Annotated in this window: 17 protein-coding genes; 15 read left to right on the forward strand and 2 right to left on the reverse strand. The window is 59.6% G+C overall.

The window, feature by feature from the left end:
• Nucleotides 1–8: 8 nt before the first annotated feature.
• The 11 genes from KGL31_01780 (at nucleotide 9) to KGL31_01830 (ending at nucleotide 12,330) form a co-directional block, all read left to right on the forward strand.
• Entirely contained in the window at nucleotides 9–710 is a 702-nt protein-coding gene (locus KGL31_01780; protein MDE2320635.1) for a 4Fe-4S dicluster domain-containing protein, read from the forward strand.
• Nucleotides 691–2,034 (forward strand): polysulfide reductase NrfD, encoded by a 1,344-nt coding sequence (gene nrfD, locus KGL31_01785; GenBank protein ID MDE2320636.1) that lies wholly within the window; start codon nucleotides 691–693, stop codon nucleotides 2,032–2,034. The genes KGL31_01780 and nrfD overlap by 20 nt, the downstream gene beginning before the upstream one ends.
• On the forward strand, nucleotides 2,034–3,275 hold the full coding sequence (locus KGL31_01790; protein ID MDE2320637.1) for a c-type cytochrome: 1,242 nt from the start codon (nucleotides 2,034–2,036) through the stop codon (nucleotides 3,273–3,275). Before nrfD ends, KGL31_01790 begins: the two co-directional genes overlap by 1 nt.
• A gap of 78 nt (nucleotides 3,276–3,353) precedes the next feature.
• Nucleotides 3,354–3,713: a cytochrome c gene (locus tag KGL31_01795; protein ID MDE2320638.1), complete on the forward strand. Its 360-nt coding sequence runs from the start codon at nucleotides 3,354–3,356 to the stop codon at nucleotides 3,711–3,713.
• Between the two features lie 199 nt (nucleotides 3,714–3,912).
• On the forward strand, nucleotides 3,913–4,368 hold the full coding sequence (locus tag KGL31_01800; GenBank protein ID MDE2320639.1) for a Rieske 2Fe-2S domain-containing protein: 456 nt from the start codon (nucleotides 3,913–3,915) through the stop codon (nucleotides 4,366–4,368).
• A 5-nt stretch (nucleotides 4,369–4,373) separates the two neighbouring features.
• On the forward strand, nucleotides 4,374–5,462 hold the full coding sequence (locus tag KGL31_01805) for a cytochrome bc complex cytochrome b subunit (GenBank protein MDE2320640.1): 1,089 nt from the start codon (nucleotides 4,374–4,376) through the stop codon (nucleotides 5,460–5,462).
• A gap of 7 nt (nucleotides 5,463–5,469) precedes the next feature.
• A complete protein-coding gene (locus KGL31_01810) occupies nucleotides 5,470–6,738 on the forward strand; it encodes a hypothetical protein (GenBank protein MDE2320641.1) in 1,269 nt (422 codons plus the stop codon).
• 142 nt (nucleotides 6,739–6,880) lie between these two features.
• Complete coding sequence (locus tag KGL31_01815) at nucleotides 6,881–7,258, forward strand: cytochrome c3 family protein (protein MDE2320642.1); 378 nt, start codon at nucleotides 6,881–6,883, stop codon at nucleotides 7,256–7,258.
• 10 nt (nucleotides 7,259–7,268) lie between these two features.
• Nucleotides 7,269–9,434 (forward strand): cytochrome b/b6 domain-containing protein, encoded by a 2,166-nt coding sequence (locus KGL31_01820; GenBank protein ID MDE2320643.1) that lies wholly within the window; start codon nucleotides 7,269–7,271, stop codon nucleotides 9,432–9,434.
• A gap of 14 nt (nucleotides 9,435–9,448) precedes the next feature.
• Nucleotides 9,449–11,644, forward strand: a complete 2,196-nt coding sequence (locus KGL31_01825; GenBank protein MDE2320644.1) for a NapC/NirT family cytochrome c — start codon at nucleotides 9,449–9,451, stop codon at nucleotides 11,642–11,644.
• A 77-nt stretch (nucleotides 11,645–11,721) separates the two neighbouring features.
• The gene (locus KGL31_01830) at nucleotides 11,722–12,330 is read left to right on the forward strand and encodes a tetratricopeptide repeat protein (GenBank protein ID MDE2320645.1); all 609 of its coding nucleotides are present in this window, start codon (nucleotides 11,722–11,724) and stop codon (nucleotides 12,328–12,330) included.
• Nucleotides 12,331–12,403: 73 nt separating this feature from the next.
• On the opposite strand, the gene KGL31_01835 is transcribed toward KGL31_01830, so the two are convergent.
• A complete protein-coding gene (locus KGL31_01835) occupies nucleotides 12,404–13,615 on the reverse strand; it encodes an MFS transporter (protein MDE2320646.1) in 1,212 nt (403 codons plus the stop codon).
• Nucleotides 13,584–14,090, reverse strand: a complete 507-nt coding sequence (locus tag KGL31_01840) for an inorganic diphosphatase (protein MDE2320647.1) — start codon at nucleotides 14,088–14,090, stop codon at nucleotides 13,584–13,586. The genes KGL31_01835 and KGL31_01840 overlap by 32 nt, the downstream gene beginning before the upstream one ends.
• A gap of 410 nt (nucleotides 14,091–14,500) precedes the next feature.
• Here KGL31_01840 and KGL31_01845 point away from each other — a divergent pair, with 410 nt between their 5' ends.
• The 4 genes from KGL31_01845 (at nucleotide 14,501) to KGL31_01860 (ending at nucleotide 19,136) form a co-directional block, all read left to right on the forward strand.
• Entirely contained in the window at nucleotides 14,501–15,301 is an 801-nt protein-coding gene (locus tag KGL31_01845; protein MDE2320648.1) for a response regulator transcription factor, read from the forward strand.
• Between the two features lie 279 nt (nucleotides 15,302–15,580).
• Nucleotides 15,581–17,776 carry a GAF domain-containing protein gene (locus tag KGL31_01850; GenBank protein ID MDE2320649.1) on the forward strand — a complete coding sequence of 732 codons (2,196 nt, stop codon included), beginning with the start codon at nucleotides 15,581–15,583 and terminating at the stop codon, nucleotides 17,774–17,776.
• Entirely contained in the window at nucleotides 17,773–18,144 is a 372-nt protein-coding gene (locus KGL31_01855; GenBank protein ID MDE2320650.1) for a response regulator, read from the forward strand. Before KGL31_01850 ends, KGL31_01855 begins: the two co-directional genes overlap by 4 nt.
• A gap of 212 nt (nucleotides 18,145–18,356) precedes the next feature.
• Nucleotides 18,357–19,136, forward strand: coding sequence for a response regulator transcription factor (locus KGL31_01860; GenBank protein ID MDE2320651.1), 780 nt, complete (start codon nucleotides 18,357–18,359; stop codon nucleotides 19,134–19,136).
• Nucleotides 19,137–19,242: the final 106 nt, after the last annotated feature.

The following is a 19,242-nucleotide window of genomic DNA, read 5'->3' on the forward strand; positions in this document are numbered from 1 at the left end:
AGGAAGGAATGGCGCGCTGGGGGATGGTGATCGATCTGGATAAATGCGATGGATGCCAGGCCTGCGTCGTCGCCTGCCGGGTGGAGAACAACGTTCCGGTTGTCGGGCCGGAACAGACAGAGATGGGTCGAGCGATCTCTTGGATCGAGGTTCTCTCTGTGATCGAAGGGGAGTACCCGCACGTGAAGATCCGTTTCATTCCTCGGCCCTGCATGCATTGCGATCGACCTCCTTGCACGGCGGTCTGCCCTACAGGGGCCACGTACAAGAACGATGAGGGACTGGTTGCGCAGATCTATCCTCGGTGCATCGGCTGCCGCTACTGCACCAATGCCTGCCCGTATACAGTGAAGTTCTTTAACTGGTTTAAACCTGAGTGGCCGCCGCAGGTGCATGGTTTCAACCCGGACGTCGCCATAAGACCGGTCGGCGTCGTGGAGAAGTGCACGTTCTGCCATCATCGCCTGCAAAAGGCCAAGGAGCAGGCGAAGATCGAAAAGCGAGAGCTGCGGGAAGAGGATTATGTTCCCGCCTGTGTACAGACCTGTCCGACCAAAGCGATGTATTTCGGCGACCTCGACGATCCCGAAAGTACCGTCTCTCGCCTGTCCAGGAGCACCAGAGCCTTCCGACTGCTGGAGGAGCTGGGAACCGAGCCGAAGGTGTACTACCTCTCGGAAGGGGAGTGGTATGGGGGACATAAGGGATAGTCACGAGTCCGATCTCGCCCTTTTCCAACCGATCCTGCAGACCGGGCGCTGGTTCACTATTACCGCGGGCGCGCTCGGGGCGGTAGTTGCCTGGGCGATCTTCGCCTGGCTGTATCAACTCACGCACGGCCTCGGCGTCACCGGTCTGAACCGGCCGATCTACTGGGGTCTCTACATTACGAACTTCGTCTTCTTCATTGGGATCAGTCACGCCGGGACACTGATCTCCGCCATCCTTCGCCTGTGCCAGGCTGAATGGCGACGCGCGATCACGCGATCGGCCGAAGTGATCACTGTCCTCGTCCTCTTTTTTGGGGTGGGGAACGTGGTCCTCGATCTCGGGAGGCCTGATCGCGCCCTCTACGTCCTCTGGTACGGCAATCCGCGGTCCCCTCTGCTCTGGGATGTCACAAGTATCGCCACCTACTTAACCGCCAGCACGATCTATCTCTATCTTCCGCTGATCCCCGATATCGCACTCCTACGGGATCGCGTCCCGAAATGGCGTGGGCTCTACCGCCTGCTGGCCCTCGGGTGGACGGGGAGCGAGCGGCAGCACCGGCGTCTTGAGACCGCTATCTCGATTATGGCGGTCATTGTGATTCCGATTGCGGTATCGGTCCATACGGTCGTGTCCTGGGTTTTCGCCATGACCATCCAACCGATGTGGCATAGCACCATCTTCGGCCCATACTTCGTCGTCGGAGCGATCTTCTCGGGGATCGCAGCCCTGATCATCGCCATGGCGATCATCAGGCGGGCCTACCATCTCGAGGACTATCTCAAGCCGGTCCATTTCAATAACCTCGGCCTGCTGCTCCTGGTCATGTCCCTCCTCTGGTTCTACTTCACGTTCGCCGAGCATCTGACCACCTATTACGGCGGCGAGCCGAGGGAGATGGCGGTCTTTTCTGCCAAGCTGTTCGGGAAGTATGCTCCGTTTTTCTGGGCTATGGTGGTGACGAACTTCGTCGTCCCGCTGGTCATCCTCAGCAACAGGAGAACGCGGACGGTTGCCGGAACCGTTGTGGCGTCGGCTTCGGTGACGGTCGGGATGTGGCTGGAGCGCCTTACGATTGTGGTTCCGTCATTAGCGAACCCTCGGCTGCCTTATGCCAGAGGGCTGTATATGCCGACATGGGTCGAATGGTCGATGATGGCCGGATTTTTTTCGATGTTCATCCTGCTGTACATGTGCTTCACGAAACTGTTCCCGATCGTTTCCATTTGGGAGATTCGCGAGGGGAGAGAGAAAGGGCTAGCGGAAACGCGCGAAAGAATCGAAAGCTATCTCCCCCCTGGCGAAGGGGTCAGCAGGGAGTGATGAAGCCGCAATATGGACACTTGGGCCTAAATCGGGTCGCTGTCGTGGTGATCCTATTGTCTTTTATCCTCATTGGGGAAGCTGCCGGCCGGGTTCCGGTCTCCTCCGGTCTGCCCGAGAACCCGCTGGCGGGGGCGGTCGTCTTCGAGCAGAAGGGGTGCGGAAGATGCCACGCCATCTGGGGTTCCGGGGGAACCCTTGGTCCGGACTTGGCGACGGTTGATCAGGGTTGGAGCGTCGTGGAGTTCGCGGGGGTCCTGTGGAACCATTCGCCGAAGATGATGGAAGCGATGAAAGAGATGAAAATCTCCAGGCCGCAGTTAACCCCGGAAGAGATGGAGGCCCTTACCGCCTACCTCTACTACCTGAATTTCTTCGACAGGCCAGGGGACGCTTCCAGGGGTGAGAGGCTCATATCGAGCAAGCGGTGCATCGAGTGTCACGCATTAGGCGGCCGGGGAGGCAAGATCGGACCCGCCCTTGACAAGTACGGCCATTATATGTCGCCAATCTTTCTTGCCACAGCTATGTGGAACCACGGTCCCAAGATAGCGGAAAAGTTGCGTGAACACCGGATGGCGATGCCTCAACTGTTCGGCTCCGATATCGCTGACCTTCTGGCCTATATCAACAGGGCGGCGAATGGGGAGGCGTGGCGCGCGACTTCCATGGTGACGGGAAGCCCGAGGCGCGGGGCGGAGCTTTTTCGTGAGAAGCGATGTGTCGCCTGCCACGCGGTGAGAGGCGAAGGCGATCATGTAGGACCCGACCTGGCTCAGAAGCGACTGCCCAAAAAGGCGAGTGCGGTCGCGGCGATTATGTGGAATCATGGGCCGCAGATGTGGGCCAAGATGGCAGAACATGACATCCCGATCCCGATCTTCGCAGACAACGAGATGGCCGACATCATCGCGTACCTTTCCTTTCTAGGCTACTCCGATGAGCCGGGCGACCCGACGCGTGGCCGGAAGGTCCTCCGTCAGAAGGGATGTGTGCGATGCCATTCGATCAGGGGAGAAGGGGGGGGTGAGGGACCGGATCTGGCGAGGTCGAAAGGACTCAATTCTTCGATCGGCCTGGTGACGGCGATCTGGAACCATGCTCCCAACATGGAGGCGGAGTTTAAGAAAAGAGGGATCGCATGGCCGGATTTTCGGAGCACCGAGATGGCTGACCTCGTAGCCTATCTCCAAAGGATGCGTAGTCAGCCTCCGAAAGAGAAACGAGTTGGGGGAGGATAACGATTCCTAGACAACACAGCGGGTTAGAAGCGCGTGATCGTGTCGCGAAATAACTCAGGCGAGAATGAGGAGGATCGAATGAGAACATCGGGCAAGGGGACCGTCTTGATCGTGTCTATCATGGCGCTGTTGTTGGTTGGAGGCACGACATGGGTCATCCCTGCGTTTGGAGCTGATGTGGCGAAAGGGAAGAAGGTCTATGCGGACAAGTGTGTCGGATGCCATGGGGAGAAGGGGAAAGGCGACGGCGTTGGCGCAAGGATGTTGTCGAAAAAGCCCATCGACTATACCGATAAGAAGGCGATGTCCAAGTTGACTGATGAGGACATGAAAAGGACCGTGAAACAGGGGAAGGCCCCGATGCCCGCGTGGGGTACGTTGCTGACAGACCAAGAGATCGACAACGTGGTCGCCTATATCCGGACGTTCAACAAGTAGCGTGAAGGTCCGGGATGTCCGCTGGAAGCAGGAGCGTAGTGCTCTAGTCCATACAGAGAGAGAAAAGAAAAAAATCTTAAAAAGCTCTGCAGGCGCCTCGCTGATGTGGTAGCATGTTGAAAGCGAAAGCGGCATATAAGCCATCCCGTTGGGGGCCGTCTAACGGGCTGGCTTTTCATGTTTAAGACTGAAGGAGGGAATGGTTGTGCAACAGCAGGATGAACAGGTCGATCGCGGGCGACGAGTAGTGAATTGGCTTTTGGGGAGTTCTCTCGCCGTACTCTTCGTATCTATTTTTTACCCGATCGTCAAATACCTGGTTCCCCCAAAACTTGCCGAGCCAATGACATTCAGCGTGACCCTTCCCTGGAAGCTCGCGGAGCTGAAGGCGAACTCGGGGCGGATCTTTCGCTTCAGGAGTCTCCCGGGCCTCTTGGTAAAGACATCGGGGGGCGAGTTGCGAGCCTTCTCTGCCGTCTGCACCCACCTGCAATGCACAGTGCAATACCGAGAAGATCGGCAGGACATCTGGTGCGCTTGTCATAATGGCGTGTACGACCTGAATGGGAAAAACATCAGCGGCCCGCCGCCGCGGCCCTTGGAGCCCCTGAAGCTGAATGTCAGGGGAGATCAGATTATCGTCATGAAAGGATAAGTCAGGTGACAGGGGTTCGAATCACAGCGTGGCTTGAAGAGCGGATCGATCTCTGGCCGCTCAGGCATTTCATCCAGAAGAAGGCCATCCCTGTCCATCGTCATACCGTCTGGTACTATTTCGGCGGAATGACGCTCTTTCTTTTCGGGATCCAAGTGGCGACCGGGATCCTGTTGACCCTTTACTACCGGCCCAGCGGTGAAGAGGCGTACGAGAGCGTTCAATTTATCATGACCGACGTCCAATTCGGTTGGCTCGTACGTTCGATCCATAGCTGGTCGGCCAATCTGATGGTGTTGACCATGATGATGCATCTGTTCAGCGTCTACCTCACCCAGGCCTACCGAAAGCCACGAGAGCTGACATGGGTGACCGGCATGTTGCTGTTCGGCATAGTGCTTTGCTTCGGATTCAGCGGGTATCTGCTGCCTTGGAATGTTCTGTCGTATTTCGCCACCAAGGTCGGCACCGAGATCGCCGGGCAGTTCCCGCTTGTGGGTCAGGTTCTGATGCGGCTTCTGCGAGGCGGCGACGAGGTCACGGGCGCGACGGTGTCTCGCTTTTACGGTTTCCACATTGCCATCCTGCCGGCGACAATTACCGTGATCCTCGGCCTCCATCTGTTCCTGGTCCAGAAGCAAGGAATGAGCATTCCTCCGGCCGTAGAGCGAGCGCACAGGGGGCAGCCGCTCAAGACCATGCCGTTTGTCCCCAATTTTCTATTACGAGACCTCTTTGGCTGGTTTGTCGCCCTCGGGCTTTTGGCCGCCTTGGCCTCCCTGTTCCCCTGGGAGCTTGGACAAAAGGCCGATCCATTCGCGCCGGCGCCTGCCGGAATTCGACCGGAATGGTACTTCGTCTTCATGTTCCAGAGCTTGAAGTATATCCCGGCCAAGATCGGTCCATTTGAGGGTGAGGTCCTGGGGGTTCTAGGTTTCAGTCTGGGCGGCCTATTCCTCCTGCTGGTCCCATTTCTGGACAAACGGTCAGCCTCGGGAGAGCCAAGTCCGCTCTTTCGATGGATCGGGATCGGCATCATTGCGTACATCGTGATATTTACCGTGTTTGGATATGTCGCGCCGGCCATGAAATGAGGACGCCGTGAGGATTGTGCTGCGCGTCGCATGCTTCGGCCTCCTCCTGGCCGCGGCTTGGCTGATCCGCGTCCCCTTCGCGATGGCGGAGAATGCCTGCATTGACTGTCACAAGGCATTAAAGGATGAGCGCCTCAACCGTCCGGCTATCAAGATTAAAGACGATTACCACCTGGCGCGGGGACTGAGCTGCCACAACTGTCATGGCGGCGACCCCACCGCGCTCGACAATAAGGCGCAGGCCCACAGTCCGGCCAAGGGGTTCCTGGGCAAACCGAAGCGGCGCGCGATCCCTGAAGCCTGCGGGAAGTGCCACAGCGATCCACGCTATATGCGGCAGTTCAATCCATCCATTCGGACCGACCAGGTCAAGGAATACTATACCAGTGTTCACGGCAAACGACTTCGCGAGGGAGATCAGAAGGTCGCCGTCTGTATCAGTTGCCATGACGTGCATGCCATCCGTGCCGTCAAGGACCAGATGGCTTGGACCTATCCTACGAACGTCGCTGAGACCTGCAGCCGATGTCACGGTAACGCTGAGTATATGAAAGCGTACAAGATCCCCACCGATCAGTTCGAGAAGTACAAACAGAGCGTTCATTACGAGATGTTGACGAAGAGGGCCGACCTCGCCTCTCCGACGTGCAGTAGCTGCCACGGCAGCCACGGCGCCGCCCCTCCCGGTGTCGATTCGGTTGCGAATGTCTGCAGTCACTGCCATGTCGCGACGGCCGAGCTCTTCGCCAAGAGCCCGCACAAATCGGCATTTGCCGATCTGGGGATGCCGGCGTGCGTGACATGCCACAGTAATCACGACATTACGAAACCGTCAGACGCGATGCTGGGCGGTGGAGAAGGCACCCCTTGCGCGACCTGCCACGAAGCTGGCTCCGCACCTCTCAAGAAGGCCGCCGAGTTGCGAACCATGATTGAGGGTCTTTCGAGCCGGATCGATCAGGCGACCACAATCCTCACCAAGGCCGAGCGCGCAGGCATGGAGATCGGCGCTCCTCGATTCGAGCTCATCGCGGCAACGGAGTCCTTAATCAAGGCCAGATCCGCAATACATTCACTCGAAGTGGGACAGATCAAAGCCGCCACGGACTCCGGATCGATCGTCGCGCAGAAGAGTCTCGAGAGCGGCCAAGGCCTCCTGGCCGAGGTGCAGTTCCGTCGTAAGGGGCTGGCGGCCTCCATGCTGGTCATTGTCGCCGTCCTGGTCGGCCTCTTCTTCAAGATCAGGGACGTTGATCGGCGGGGAGGGCCTGATTGACCACGCCGCCGGCATTGACATGCATGGGGAGAGCGACTATAGTCCGCATAACAGCCGGCTTGCATGGGCCATCGGCGTAGGACTCGATGAGACTTTTAAGATTCGGGATATCTGCCCGCAGAAAGGAGAACGTATGAAATCAGTGATCGGAAGGAGCGCAACGCTTGTGCTCGCGTGCCTCCTGCTTGTGAGCTTCACACCGTCTCGTAGCTTCGCCCAACCAAAGCCCAAGGTTCCACCTCCCTTCGCCTTCGAGCAGAAGACCAAGGATGAAGAGGGGAACTCGAGCCCCGGACGGGTGACGTTCGATCACAGCGCGCATCTGGCGAAAGGGCAGAAGTGCCTGAACTGCCACGGTAAGGATAAACCTTTTAAGACTAAGATTGGAACCTCTCCGAACCTCAACATGAAGGCCTACAATGAAGGAAAGGCGTGTGGTACATGCCATAACGGGAAGGTTGCATTCTCCACAAAGGAGATGGGCAACTGCCTGAAGTGCCATAAAGTACCATCATCATAGTTCCGTACCTGTGCAGCACCGAGACGCGGCGGCCGGAATCGTTTTCGTTGTCTGGGTGTTTCTGGCGGTAGTTCCGAATGCCTTCGCGGCCGTTTCGAGGTCGACTTCCACTTCTCAGGAGTGCCTAGCCTGCCACAACGATCCCGACCTGAAGAAGGCGACCGGCGGGGGACGATACAGATCGCTGTTCGTAAAGCCGGCCGACTTGGTTCAATCTGCGCACGAAAAGCTTGCCTGCGCCGACTGCCATAGCGATATCCCAGAAGGGCCCCATACTGAAACGCCCCGCCTGGTCCGTTGCGGCGCATGCCATCGCACGCCTCATGACAAGGTTGCGGAGAGCACTCATAATAAGCTGGGTGGCAGCGGACCCAGCGCTGATTGCATCGCCTGCCATGGCACTCACCGGATTCGGAAGATAGCCGCGGATGGCCATGTCGTCTGCGCTTCGTGTCATAGCCGTCAGGCAAAGCAGATGGCGGCCGGCATTCATGCCGACAGTCGTGAGGAGAAAACCCGGCACCTGCCTACCTGCGTGACGTGCCACGGCGCCCACGCCGTCACATCTCGCCGCGACCCCGCATCGCCTACCCATCGCTCGCACATTCATGAAACCTGTGCCCGCTGCCATGCCGATCCGAAGGTCATCGCCCGGGAGCGGATCGCCAGGCCGCGGGTCGTGGCGCTCTTCGAGCAGAGCATCCACGGCCAAGCCATCCTACAGAAAGGCAATCTTACTGCCGCAACCTGCACCGATTGCCATGGCGCCCATGAGATCCGGCGAGCTGCCGATCCCGCCTCAGCCATTTTCAAGAGGAACGTGGCGACAACCTGTAGTCACTGCCACAGCGACGAAGCGGCGCAGTTTCGGGATAGCGTCCATGGGGAAGCCGTCTCGCGCGGGATTTTTGCGGCGCCGACATGCACGGATTGCCACGGAGAGCATGGGATCACCGGCACGCGCGCGCCGGGATCGCGGGTGGCGCCGCTGACGGTCTCCAAGACCTGCGCTGCCTGTCACGAGGCGGCGCCGGTGGTCGAGGAGTTCGGCCTCGCGCCGCGCCGCGTCGGGACCTTCTTCGAGAGCTTCCATGGCCTGGCGGTGAGAGGCGGATCGCCCGTGGTGGCCAACTGTGCAAGCTGCCATGGAACCCACAACATCCGGCCATCCTCCGATCCTCGTTCGACGGTCAACCCGATGAACCTCTCGCGAACCTGCGGGCAGTGCCACCGAGGCGCCGGCATGCAATTGGCCGGTGTCAGGATCCACGTGGCCCCCGGGTTTGGCGAGCACCCATGGGTGACCCTGGTCCGACGGATCTACCTCGTGATCATCTTTGTCGTCATCGGCGGGATGAGCCTGCACAACGGCCTTGACTTCCTGGCGCAACTGCGGGAGCGTTGGCGGGCAGAGGGGCAGCGGGAAGAGCCATCCCGCGTGCCTTCCGAGGTGGCGCGCCGACTCTTTGAGCGCTTCACGCTCAACGAGCGGATTCAGCATATCGCGCTGGTGGCGACCTTCACGATCCTGGTGATCACCGGCTTTGCGCTGAAGTTTCCTGATGCGTGGTGGGCGCGGCCGCTGGTCTGGATCGAAAGAGGGTACACCGTCCGAGCCTGGCTACATCGGATCGCCGGCGCTCTGATGACGCTGGCGGCAGGGTATCATCTGGCGTATCTCTTCGGCACAGCGCGTGGTCGTACTCAGTTCCGGTTGATGCAATCCTGCCGCCGGGACGTGCGCGAGGCGTGGGACATGGTGGTCTTCAATCTGGGTCTGCGGCCGCACCGGCCCCGTTTCCACCGCTTCACGTACGTGGAGAAGCTGGAGTATTGGGCGGTCATTTGGGGAACTGTTGTGATGGCCGGCACCGGGTTTATCATGTGGTTCCAGACTGTTGTGCTGAAGCGCTGGCCCCTTTTGGTGATTGACCTGGCAACCGTTATCCATTATTACGAGGCTTGGCTTGCCACACTGGCTGTCCTGGTCTGGCACTTCTACAGCGTTATCTTCCGGCCTGATATCTATCCGATGAGCCGAGTCTGGCTGACAGGGACGCTCACGGGGGAACAGATGGCCAAGGATCATCCCGCCGAACTGGAGGAGACGCTCGCGGCGGAAACCGCGCCAAGTCCATTACCGGCGGACGAGATAACGAAACCGTCGGCGAGCTGAGGCGAGAGGATCTGATGGCCGAACAGCCGCCCATCCGACGCCGGCGCATGCGCTTCTTCCTGCTCGCCGCGGGTGCCTGCGTCGTTGTTGGAGGTCTCGCGCTGGGCGGGCTCTATCGCCTCAGCTCGAGCCCGCTTCTATGTAATTCCTGCCACATTATGAAACCGTATGTTGAGGCCTGGAGAGCCTCCAAACACAGCAACGTCACGTGTATCGATTGTCATTATCCTCCTGAGCTTCGCGGCACCATATGGGTCAAATATCAGGCGCTGGCGCAGGTGGCGAAGTGGGCGACGCAGACCTACAGCTCGAAGCCGTTCGCCGAGGTTGAGGATGCGAGTTGTCTTCGCGCGGGGTGTCACACGAGTCGGCTCTTGGAGGGGAAGGTCACCTTCAAGCGGGGGATCATCTTTGACCACGGTCCCCACCTGAAAGAGAAACGTCGGGGGCGACAGCTCCGATGCACAAGCTGTCATTCCCAGATCGTGGTGGGAACCCACATCGAGGTGACCACCACCACCTGTTACCTCTGCCACTTCAAGGGAATGAAGACCTCGCGGGAATTTCACCCCCTCGGCGGCTGTACTGTCTGCCACACGGCGCCCAAGGCGGACATTCAGATGGGGACCATCACCTTCAATCACGAGTCGATGGTGAAGCGCAATGTCGGATGCGAGAAGTGCCACCTCAACGTGGTTGAGGGGGATGGTCAGGCCCCAAGAGAGCGCTGCTACACCTGCCACAACCAGCCGGAGAAGCTTCAAAAGTACGCCGACACCTCATTCATGCACGAGTTTCACGTGACCGGTCATCATATCGAGTGTACCCGTTGCCACAGCGAGATCAGCCACAAGCTTCCGCCGCCCATCGGCCTGTCCGTGAGCCGGTTATGGCGATGGTTATCCGGACCTACCAGCGCCGAGGCTGCTGAGAATGACGCCCAAGCCCAGCCCAAGCGCCTCTTCCAGCCACCGCCAGTCACGATGCCGGAGGTGCACCCTGCTGCTCGAGATCGGGAGCTTGATTGCAAAGCCTGCCATCAGGCCACCCACCGCGGTGTCCTCGAGATGTATATCGGCATGGGAGGAAAGGGAACGCCGATGATCCCCGGCCATATGTTCCAGGTTCGGGTAGAGTGCGTGGCCTGTCATGTAGAGCCTGGGAAGGATAAGGCCCTGGAGAAATTTTCCGGTCGGACATTCAGACCCTCCGAACGCGCCTGTCTGGGCTGTCACGGTACGCGATATAAGGGCATGCTGGAACGCTGGACGAAGACCATCAATACCATGCTCACGGCGGTCAATGCCAAACTTCTGTTGGCAGAGCAGGCATTGCAGACGACTGGTCGGACTCACCCGCAGTTTACGAAGGCCAGGCAGTTGGCCGCTGATGCGCGGCACAATGTGGAATTCGTTACGCATGGAAAGGGTGTCCACAACGTCTTTTTTGCCGCCGACCTGCTGAAGGTCGCGGCCGGTTACCTGGATCAGTCGATGGCCGCTATCGGGCAGTCGCCGCCGAGCGTTGCAGACGAGACCCTCGTCCGGGGAGGCTATTGCGCGGTGCTGTGTCACAACCAGGCGGGGGTACGGGCACCGGAGGATGTGACATTTGGGGCTGAGACGATCCCGCATATCCGCCACGTGACTGATTTCGGTGTTACATGTACGGCATGCCACTCGGCAGAGCAGCACAAGGCGGTGACCGCCACAAAAGAGACCTGCTTGAGCTGTCATCACCGCGCAGGCAACAACAACGAGCGGTGCATCGCCTGCCATAAGCTCCAATACGCCTTCTTTTCTGGTACTATTGAGATTAAAGGCGTTGAGCCGGCCCCCAGCAGTCACGCGCAGCTTACCGACTGTGTGGGATGTCACAACGTTCAGGCAAAGCATTCCCGGCAGGCGGTAGCGGGGCGCTGTCTGGGCTGTCACGACACGACGTCCCTTAAAGCGTTAGCGCAGTGGCGGAAGGATATAGGTCGAGGTGTAGAAGAAGCGATGCGCCCCCTGAGGAAAGGCGAGTCCAGCCTGCGCCATGCCCCTCAAGACCCAAGAGCGCCTGAGGCGCGCCTGCTCCTTCAGGCGACAAAAAGAGACCTCGATCTGGTCGTAAAGGCCGGAGGTGTGCACAATCCCGATCTGGCAAAGGCGATCCTGGTCAAAGCGAAGGAATCGGCCGAGCGGGCCGTGAGCCTCTTGAACCGATAAGCGTCAGTGTCAACATCATGAACCGCCTGCCGACGGCAGGCCGCAAAGATTTGAAGGAGGTTGCGACTGATCGAGCTATGGCACACACTGTGAACTCAGAAAAGATCATGGAAGGAAAACGGTCGACCGGCAGGATACGTCTCGCCATCATGTTGAGCAGCACGTTGGCCGTAGGCTTTCTCCTCGGCTACCTGGCCTCAGCCTTTGTTCCGCTCGTCCGACCGCCACAATCGCCTGCCTCTTCGGTATCAACTGATTCCAGTCCCCGCCTCTCACCCTCCGAGATTGAGTCGGCCCTGAAGGCGGCCCACGCCTCGCTTGACGCCGGTGATCTCCAAGCAGCCTGGGAGAAATACCACCAGATTCTGCTAACCGATCGGAGCCAAGTCGAGGCACTGACTCACCTCGGAATCATCCTGATGGCGAGCAACCGGCCGGATGAGGCCATAAAGCTGTATGACCGCGCGCTGAGCCTGAACCCACAATACGCCCATGCCCTGTTCGACAAGGGGCAGGCCTTGAAAAAGAAGGGAGATGCGAAGGAGGCCACTGAGGCGTTCCAGCGGTTTCTCACCCTGGTGCCGCCGGACTCAGACGATGCCAAGCGGGTCAAGGGATGGATAGCGGAGTTTGGCCGCTCCGGTCGTCCCGCACAGAACAACGGTGACGGGCCTGGGAAAAAGTAGAGTTACTGCCCACCATGTTGTAGTGTTCGCGGTTCTTTTCTGCGGTGAGTCAATCGCAATCCCTGGCTGGTATTCATGTCTGGGGAGATCCGGGTCGGAGCAGGATGAGTAGCAGGAGGGCTGACAGGCCGGCCAGGGCGGCGCCGACGGTGAAGGCCGGCCCCGCGCCGAACGACTGATAGAGATAGCCCATCAGCAGACTGCTGGGCAGGGCAGCGATCCCGATGCAGGAGTGAAAGAGGCCAAAGGCGGAGGCCTGGCGATCCTGGGGAACCAGGTCGGCAATGAGCGCCCGTTCACCCCCTTCGGTCAGCCCGAAATACAGGCCATAGAAACCCATGAGCACCCAGATGTGCCAAGGCTGGCCGGCGACACCAAACCCCAGGTAGGCGAGGGCGTACACCAGCCATCCGGCGATGATGGCGCCCCGCCGCCCTCGAAGGTCCGAGAGCATCCCGCCCGGCATTCCTGTCATCGCCTTCACCAGGCTGAAGAACATCCAGAGCAGCGGCAGGTGGATGGCTGCGATCCCGATCTCCTGCGCCCGCAGCAGGAGGAAGGCGTCGCTGGAGTTGCCGAGTGTGAACAGCGTCACGACCAGCAGGAAGCGAGATAGTTGACTATCCGGACGGCCGGCGCCCGGCGTCGCTTCTGGGGCTGCCGTAGAAGTGACCTGAATGTCCCTCACCTTCAGAACAAGAATAAGGACCGAGAGGATACCAGGGATCGCGGCCAGCAGGAAGAGCGTCCGGAGCCGATCCCCCAGGAGCAGCAGGATCGCATAGGCCAAGGCCGGGCCGCCAACCGCCCCCAGGTGGTCCATCGAGCGATGGAACCCATAGGCCCGTCCGCGGATAGCTACGTCGGTGGAGCCGGCGATGAGGGCGTCCCTGGGCGGGGTCCGCAATCCTTTGCCCAGGCGGTCTGTGAACCGGATCATCAAGACATGCCAAGGCGCCAGGGCCAACGCGACGAACGGGCGACTTACGGTGGACAGGGTATACCCGGCGACCACCAGCCCCTTGCGCCGTCCAAGCCGGTCAGACAGCCACCCTGACAACAGCTTGGTCAGGCTGGCCGCGCTCTCGGCGATCCCCTCTACGAGTCCAACAAAGGTCTGGCCTGCCCCCAGCACGCTGGTCAGAAACAGCGGCAACAGCGGATAGATCATCTCTGAGCTGACATCGGTCAGCATGCTGACCAGCCCAAGAGCCACCACGTTCCCGCTGAGGCCGAACAGGCGAACCCCCCGATTATCTGACACGGTAGGTGTCGATGCGCTCATGGGCTGCGCCTCGACCCAGCCAACCGGATGTCAGGGTCGTTCGCCCTTCCAGTTCTTTGTATACGTTAAAGAAGTGTTCGATCTCTTTTAATACATGGGGCTCCACGTCGGCAAGGTCATCAATCCGCTGATAACGCGGGTCTCTGTGGGCTACGGCCAGGATCTTTTCATCGATCCCCTTGTCGTCGACCATGTCCAGCATCCCGACGGGGCGAGCTTCAACCAGGCAACCGGGGAATGTGGGCCGCGAGATCAGGATCAGGATGTCGAGCGGGTCGCCGTCCTGGCCGAGCGTACCCGGGATAAATCCGTAGTCGGCCGGATAATGCACCGGCGAGTACAGCACGCGGTCCAGCTTGAATACGCCCAGGTTGACGTCGTACTCATACTTATTGCTCGATCCCGAGGGGATCTCCACAACCGTATTCACGATGGCCGGCGCCCCTTCGCCGATCGGTAAGCCCTTGTAATTCATCGTTGCGCCCTCCTTTGAATTCGTTTCATTATCGCACGGTGAGACTTGTCGCGAAAGCCAATTTGACGTTGCCGTGCGCCCGGATGAGAGAGTGGGGGAATGGGTGACGTGTGAAAGTGTTCTGTTAAGTACTTGGAACCTTCCGCCCTTCCAGATGCTTCTGGTAATAGGGGAGTCAGGCGACGTGTGGTGGGAGATTCCTATCTCTAGTATACTAATACTCAAAAGCTATAAGTACTTATACGCTTGCATTTGGAAGATACAAACCCCCAAGATAGCACGCGGTCCATGACTGTTCCATCCAGTTCGGGCCAGCTTGTGTCTTCGATTCGATCCATTCGATCCATTCCACACGGTGCAATCGCAAGAGCGATTCTTGGGGGAGTCGGTCTGCTGGAACGAGTTCAAGAATGAGAGACGGCAAGAAGCGTGTGATTCTGATGCCTAGTGTTCGCGGCAAGAACAGCCAGCGATCGATTTGTCCGCAGGCGCTACTGACCAGAGGGCTGGCGGGCGTGATCCATGCAGTCACAAGACAGATCCACCCTTCGGTTTTTCAAGACATCGTCCGCGGCGTAGGGGCGGAGCACGGCGGACTCGCAGCGTCCGAGTGGCGGCTGACGCATGGCACAGTAAGACTGTATGACAGCCATACCGGCGTTCAATGCCTGAAGGCGGTAGCGCAGCAGTGTGGGTGGAAGCTTCAGGTAGCGGTGGAGTCCGCTGACGTGCTGCGTATTACCATACTGGAGTGCCGGTACACGGAGCCGCGTGAATCCGGATGGTACCTGTGCGAGCTTGCTGCAGGGCTCTTTGCCGGGGTTGTGGCGGAGACGATCGGTTATGCAAAGGTCTCTGTCGGCCCATGTTCAGAGACGCCGCCGCTCGACTGCGCTTTTACGATCTATCTCCGGGAGTCCGAGGAGCATCCGGAGATACCCGACATCGTCCATCCGTACATCGAAAAAAAGTCGGTCCTGTTTAAGGAAAGAGCACTGAACGGCGTCCTGGATGAGCGTCTGACGCCGTGCGAGTTGCAGGTCCTCCGGCTCATTGCTCAGGGTCTTTCCGACAAGCAGATCGCCGCATCCCTTCAACGATCCGTTCGGACCGTCGAGAACCATGCCGCGCGAATCCGCCAGAAACTTCGCATCGGCAGCCGTACCGGGCTGGTCCGATTTGCGTTTCGCACTCGTCTGATCGAGCTATAAGGCCGCAGAGGGGGCTGTAGCCGCTCCGTGCGCAGTCCTGCTATATACCCCGCGCCTCTCCCATCACCCCACACGACCCCTCCTGTTACCGCCATCTTTGCGAGGCGAAACTGAAGCCATCGCACAGTCTTTCGGAACGTTCCTACGCATGGGTGCGCCGTATAAATAAGTAATTGCATACGCATTATAGGTGGTAGTACTCTTGCATTGGATTCAGAAATGTTATAGAAATAATAACGGGAGCATAGAATGTCAAGTAAACACGTGTGACAGCAGGCCATGCGCGATCAAATCGACACTCGTCAGCTCACATCGCAATTGCGGTGGATTCCACAAGCTGCAAGCGCGGGTGCGGTCGTAGTCGGCGGTCTGGTCCTGGTCGGCTGGTGGCTTGACGTTGCTACCCTCAAGAGCCCGATGCTAGGGTTTCACGCCATAAAGGCAAATACGGCGCTCGCCTTCGTTCTGATCGGCCTCTCTCTCTGGTGGTCGCAAGCAGAGTTTACCAGTAGGTGGAAGCGGGGAGTCTCCCAGGTCTGCGCAGCGATCGTCGCCCTCGTCGGTCTGCTCACGCTCAGCGAATATCTATTTGGGTGGGATGTGGGGATCGACCAACTGATGGCCAAAGATCTCCAAGAGATCACTGAACCTTATCATGTGTCGGGCCGGATGGCGTTTGTGAGTGGGCTGAACTTTCTTCTGCTCGGCAGCGCCCTTCTGCTGCTGGAAGTCGAGACACGCCGCAGCTATCAGTACGCTCCGGTCCTTGCGGTTGTGGCGGCCGCATCCGCTGTCTTGAGCCTTGTGGCGTACCTCTACGGCGGGGCCGCGGTGCATCAGGTCTATCCTCGGGAAACAGTCGCTCCCCACACGGCCCTGCTGTTCCTCGTGCTTGCCGTCGGCATCCTGTTCGCTCGATCGCAGCATGGGATCGTGAGTTTCGTAATGAGCGATACTGCCGCTGCCTCCGCCGCGCGGCGCCTGATGCTCATCGTGATCGTGCTCTCGGTTTTCCTCGGCTGGATGAGACTCATGGGCGAACGGCTGAACCTCTTCGGCACGGAGTTCGGGCTGGCGCTCATCGTGGTGTTCGGTATCCTCGGGTTGACAGGGAGCATCTACTGGCAGGCGAAGTCGCTGATGCGGGCGGAACTGTATCAGCGCGGGATCAATGAGATGTCCGCGGTGTTGGGGCGGTCGCTGCAGCTTGAGGAGATCTATCCCGCCTTTGCCGAGGCGGTCAAGGCGGTCCTTCCCTACCATCGGATCTCTGTCGTGGTGCCGGATGGGGAGTCGCTGGTCGCAGTGCTCTCGGTCGCCGAGTCGCCCCTGCAAGCCTATCAGCGAAAGGTGTGGCGTCGGCGGTCGGATACCGCCGTCGAGTGGGTCATCGCCCACAAAACCCCTCGTCTGATCCGGGACCTGACGCGGGAGCAAGGTTTTGCCGATGAAGCGTTCGTCGCGCAGGAGGGGGTGCGCGCGACCCTGATACTGCCCCTTGTCGCGGGGGGCGAGACGGTAGGAGTCTTCGTGATAGACAGCCGGACTCCGGGTGTGTATTCAGAAGGCCACGAGGATCTGGTGGGCCTCATTGGGAAGCAGCTTGCGCTCGCCATCCAAAATGCCAACCTCTACGCTCAGGTCAAGCGCCACGCCGTAGAGCTGCAGCAGCAGGTCGATGAGCGGACGCAGCAACTCCAGGAGGCCACTCGCCGGGCAGAGGAAGCCTCCCGCCACAAGTCTGTCTTCCTGGCCAACATGTCCCACGAACTGCGGACGCCCCTGAACGCGATCCTCGGTTTTTCCGACCTGCTGCGCGACCAGGCCTTTGGGTCGCTCTCCGCTAAGCAGGCTCGCTACGCGCACCATATCCACACCAGCGGCCGCCACCTGCTGACCCTGATTAACGACCTACTGGATCTGTCCAAAGTCGAGGCGGGTAAACTGACCCTGCGTCCCGAGCCCTTTGCCCTCTCTGAAGCGCTGACCGCCGCGCTGCAAGAGATCCACCCCCTAGCCGACCCGAAACGGCTTACCCTGACGCTGGACACCGACACGGTGCCGGCCGTCCTCACCGCCGACCCGATCCGCTTCAAGCAGATCGTCTACAACCTGTTGTCGAATGCTGTCAAGTTCACCCCAGAGGACGGTCGGATCACGGTCACTGTACGGATTGTGTCAGACGCCGGGCATCAGGAGGCAGGAGGTGGGTGTGAGTTCGTCGAAATTGCCGTGACCGACACCGGGATTGGGATCGCGGCGGAGGATCTCCCCAAGCTCTTCGGGCGCTTCAGCCAGCTCGAGACGACCAAGCAGTCCCAGGGGAGCGGCTTGGGCCTCGCGCTCACCCGGCAGTTGGTCGAACTGCACGGGGGGACGATCACGGCCGCATCCGCCGGCCCAAGCCAGGGAAGCCGTTTTACGGTGCGGCTTCCGATGGCGCCGGCCGCGAGTTCGGAGCCAAGAGCGCGATGACACAGGCAGTGATTCTGATCGTGGAAGATAATCCGCTCGGCCGGGAGCTGGCGAAGGAGATTCTCGACGCGGCGGGGTATACCGTCCTGTCGGCAGAGGATGGCGTCGGCCTATTGGAACGGGTCACGCGTGAGCGGCCGGATCTCATTCTTATGGACCTGCAACTCCCCGATATCGACGGCTTCTCGCTCATCCGCGACCTCAAGGCGCATGACGAGACCCGCCAGATTCCGGTCGTCGTCACAACCGCGTATTCTCATCCGGAGGCGCAAGCCAAGGCGATCGAGACCGGCTGTGCCGCCTACCTCACCAAACCCCTCGATTCCCACGTCCTGCTGAGGACCGTCGCGGACGTACTCGCGCGCTGAGTTGCGTATATTCTGATTGACCGGCTCAAATCCTTGAAGGGGAATGGCCGTTTGCTCATCGCCCCCTTTTGTTCTGGGAGACTGAGGCTGGCGTACCGACAGTTATTGCCATATATTACAACATTGTGGTAGTTTACGAACCAACATAGATCTTGTCATATGGTGCTGTATATTTCTTTGGCAGGTGCAAAGATAGGTCAGGTGAGCGTAGCGTGGCGCGTGGTGGTCGTAACACGGGCGGCCAGCAACCGATCCCTCGGCAGACATTGCTGATGAAGGCGCTGATCGGGCTGATCCAAGCCGCCGAGAGGCAACTCGCCCCTTCGGCGCTTCAAGCGATGGTTCGGGAGGTCGGGGCGCAGTTGGGCCGGCAGGCGGTGTCCGAGTACTCTTTGACGCGCAACGGGGGTGAACGGCTCGCCGGTTATACCTGGGCCGAGTGTCTGAAGGAGATCGGGGAGCAGTTCGGGTGGACGCTTGAGGTCTCGGTCGAGTCGGGGGGCGTGATTCGCGTCACCGTGCTGGACTGCCGGATTGCGGAGCGGGATGAATCCGGATCGTATCTGTGCGAGCTAGGCTCCGGACTCTTTGGCGGGGTCATGGCGGAGGCGTTTGGCGACGTCAAGGTCTGCGTGAGCGGATGCTCGGAGACGCTGCCGCGCAATTGCGTCTTTGCGATCTACTACCGCACGTCCGAGGAGAGCATGGCGGCATTCGGGGTCGTCTATCAGCGTATAACCGATCAACCGGCGGCCCAGCGTGCCGAGGGGCTAGTGGAGAGGAAACTAGGCGTGCGCCTGACATCCCGCGAGGCGCAGATTCTCCAGCATATCGCGCTCGGTTTATCCGACAAGGAGATCGCTGAGAGCCTCGGACTGTCCGTTCGGACCGTCGAGAACCACGCTGCGCGAATCCGCAAGAAGCTCAACATCGGTAACCGCGTCGCGCTGGTCCGGTTTGCGCTTCGCACCGGTCTGGCCGATCTGTCCTAGCGCAGCGGATTCGACCCTTCGTGTTGATTGTCGTCTTGATGTACCCGCCTCTTTTGCCTAAAGATTGCCTTTCAGACGGCCTTCGTGTATGATCTTTCCGACGATG

The organism is Candidatus Methylomirabilota bacterium (assembly GCA_028870115.1).
Taxonomy (GTDB): Bacteria; Methylomirabilota; Methylomirabilia; order Methylomirabilales; family Methylomirabilaceae; genus Methylomirabilis.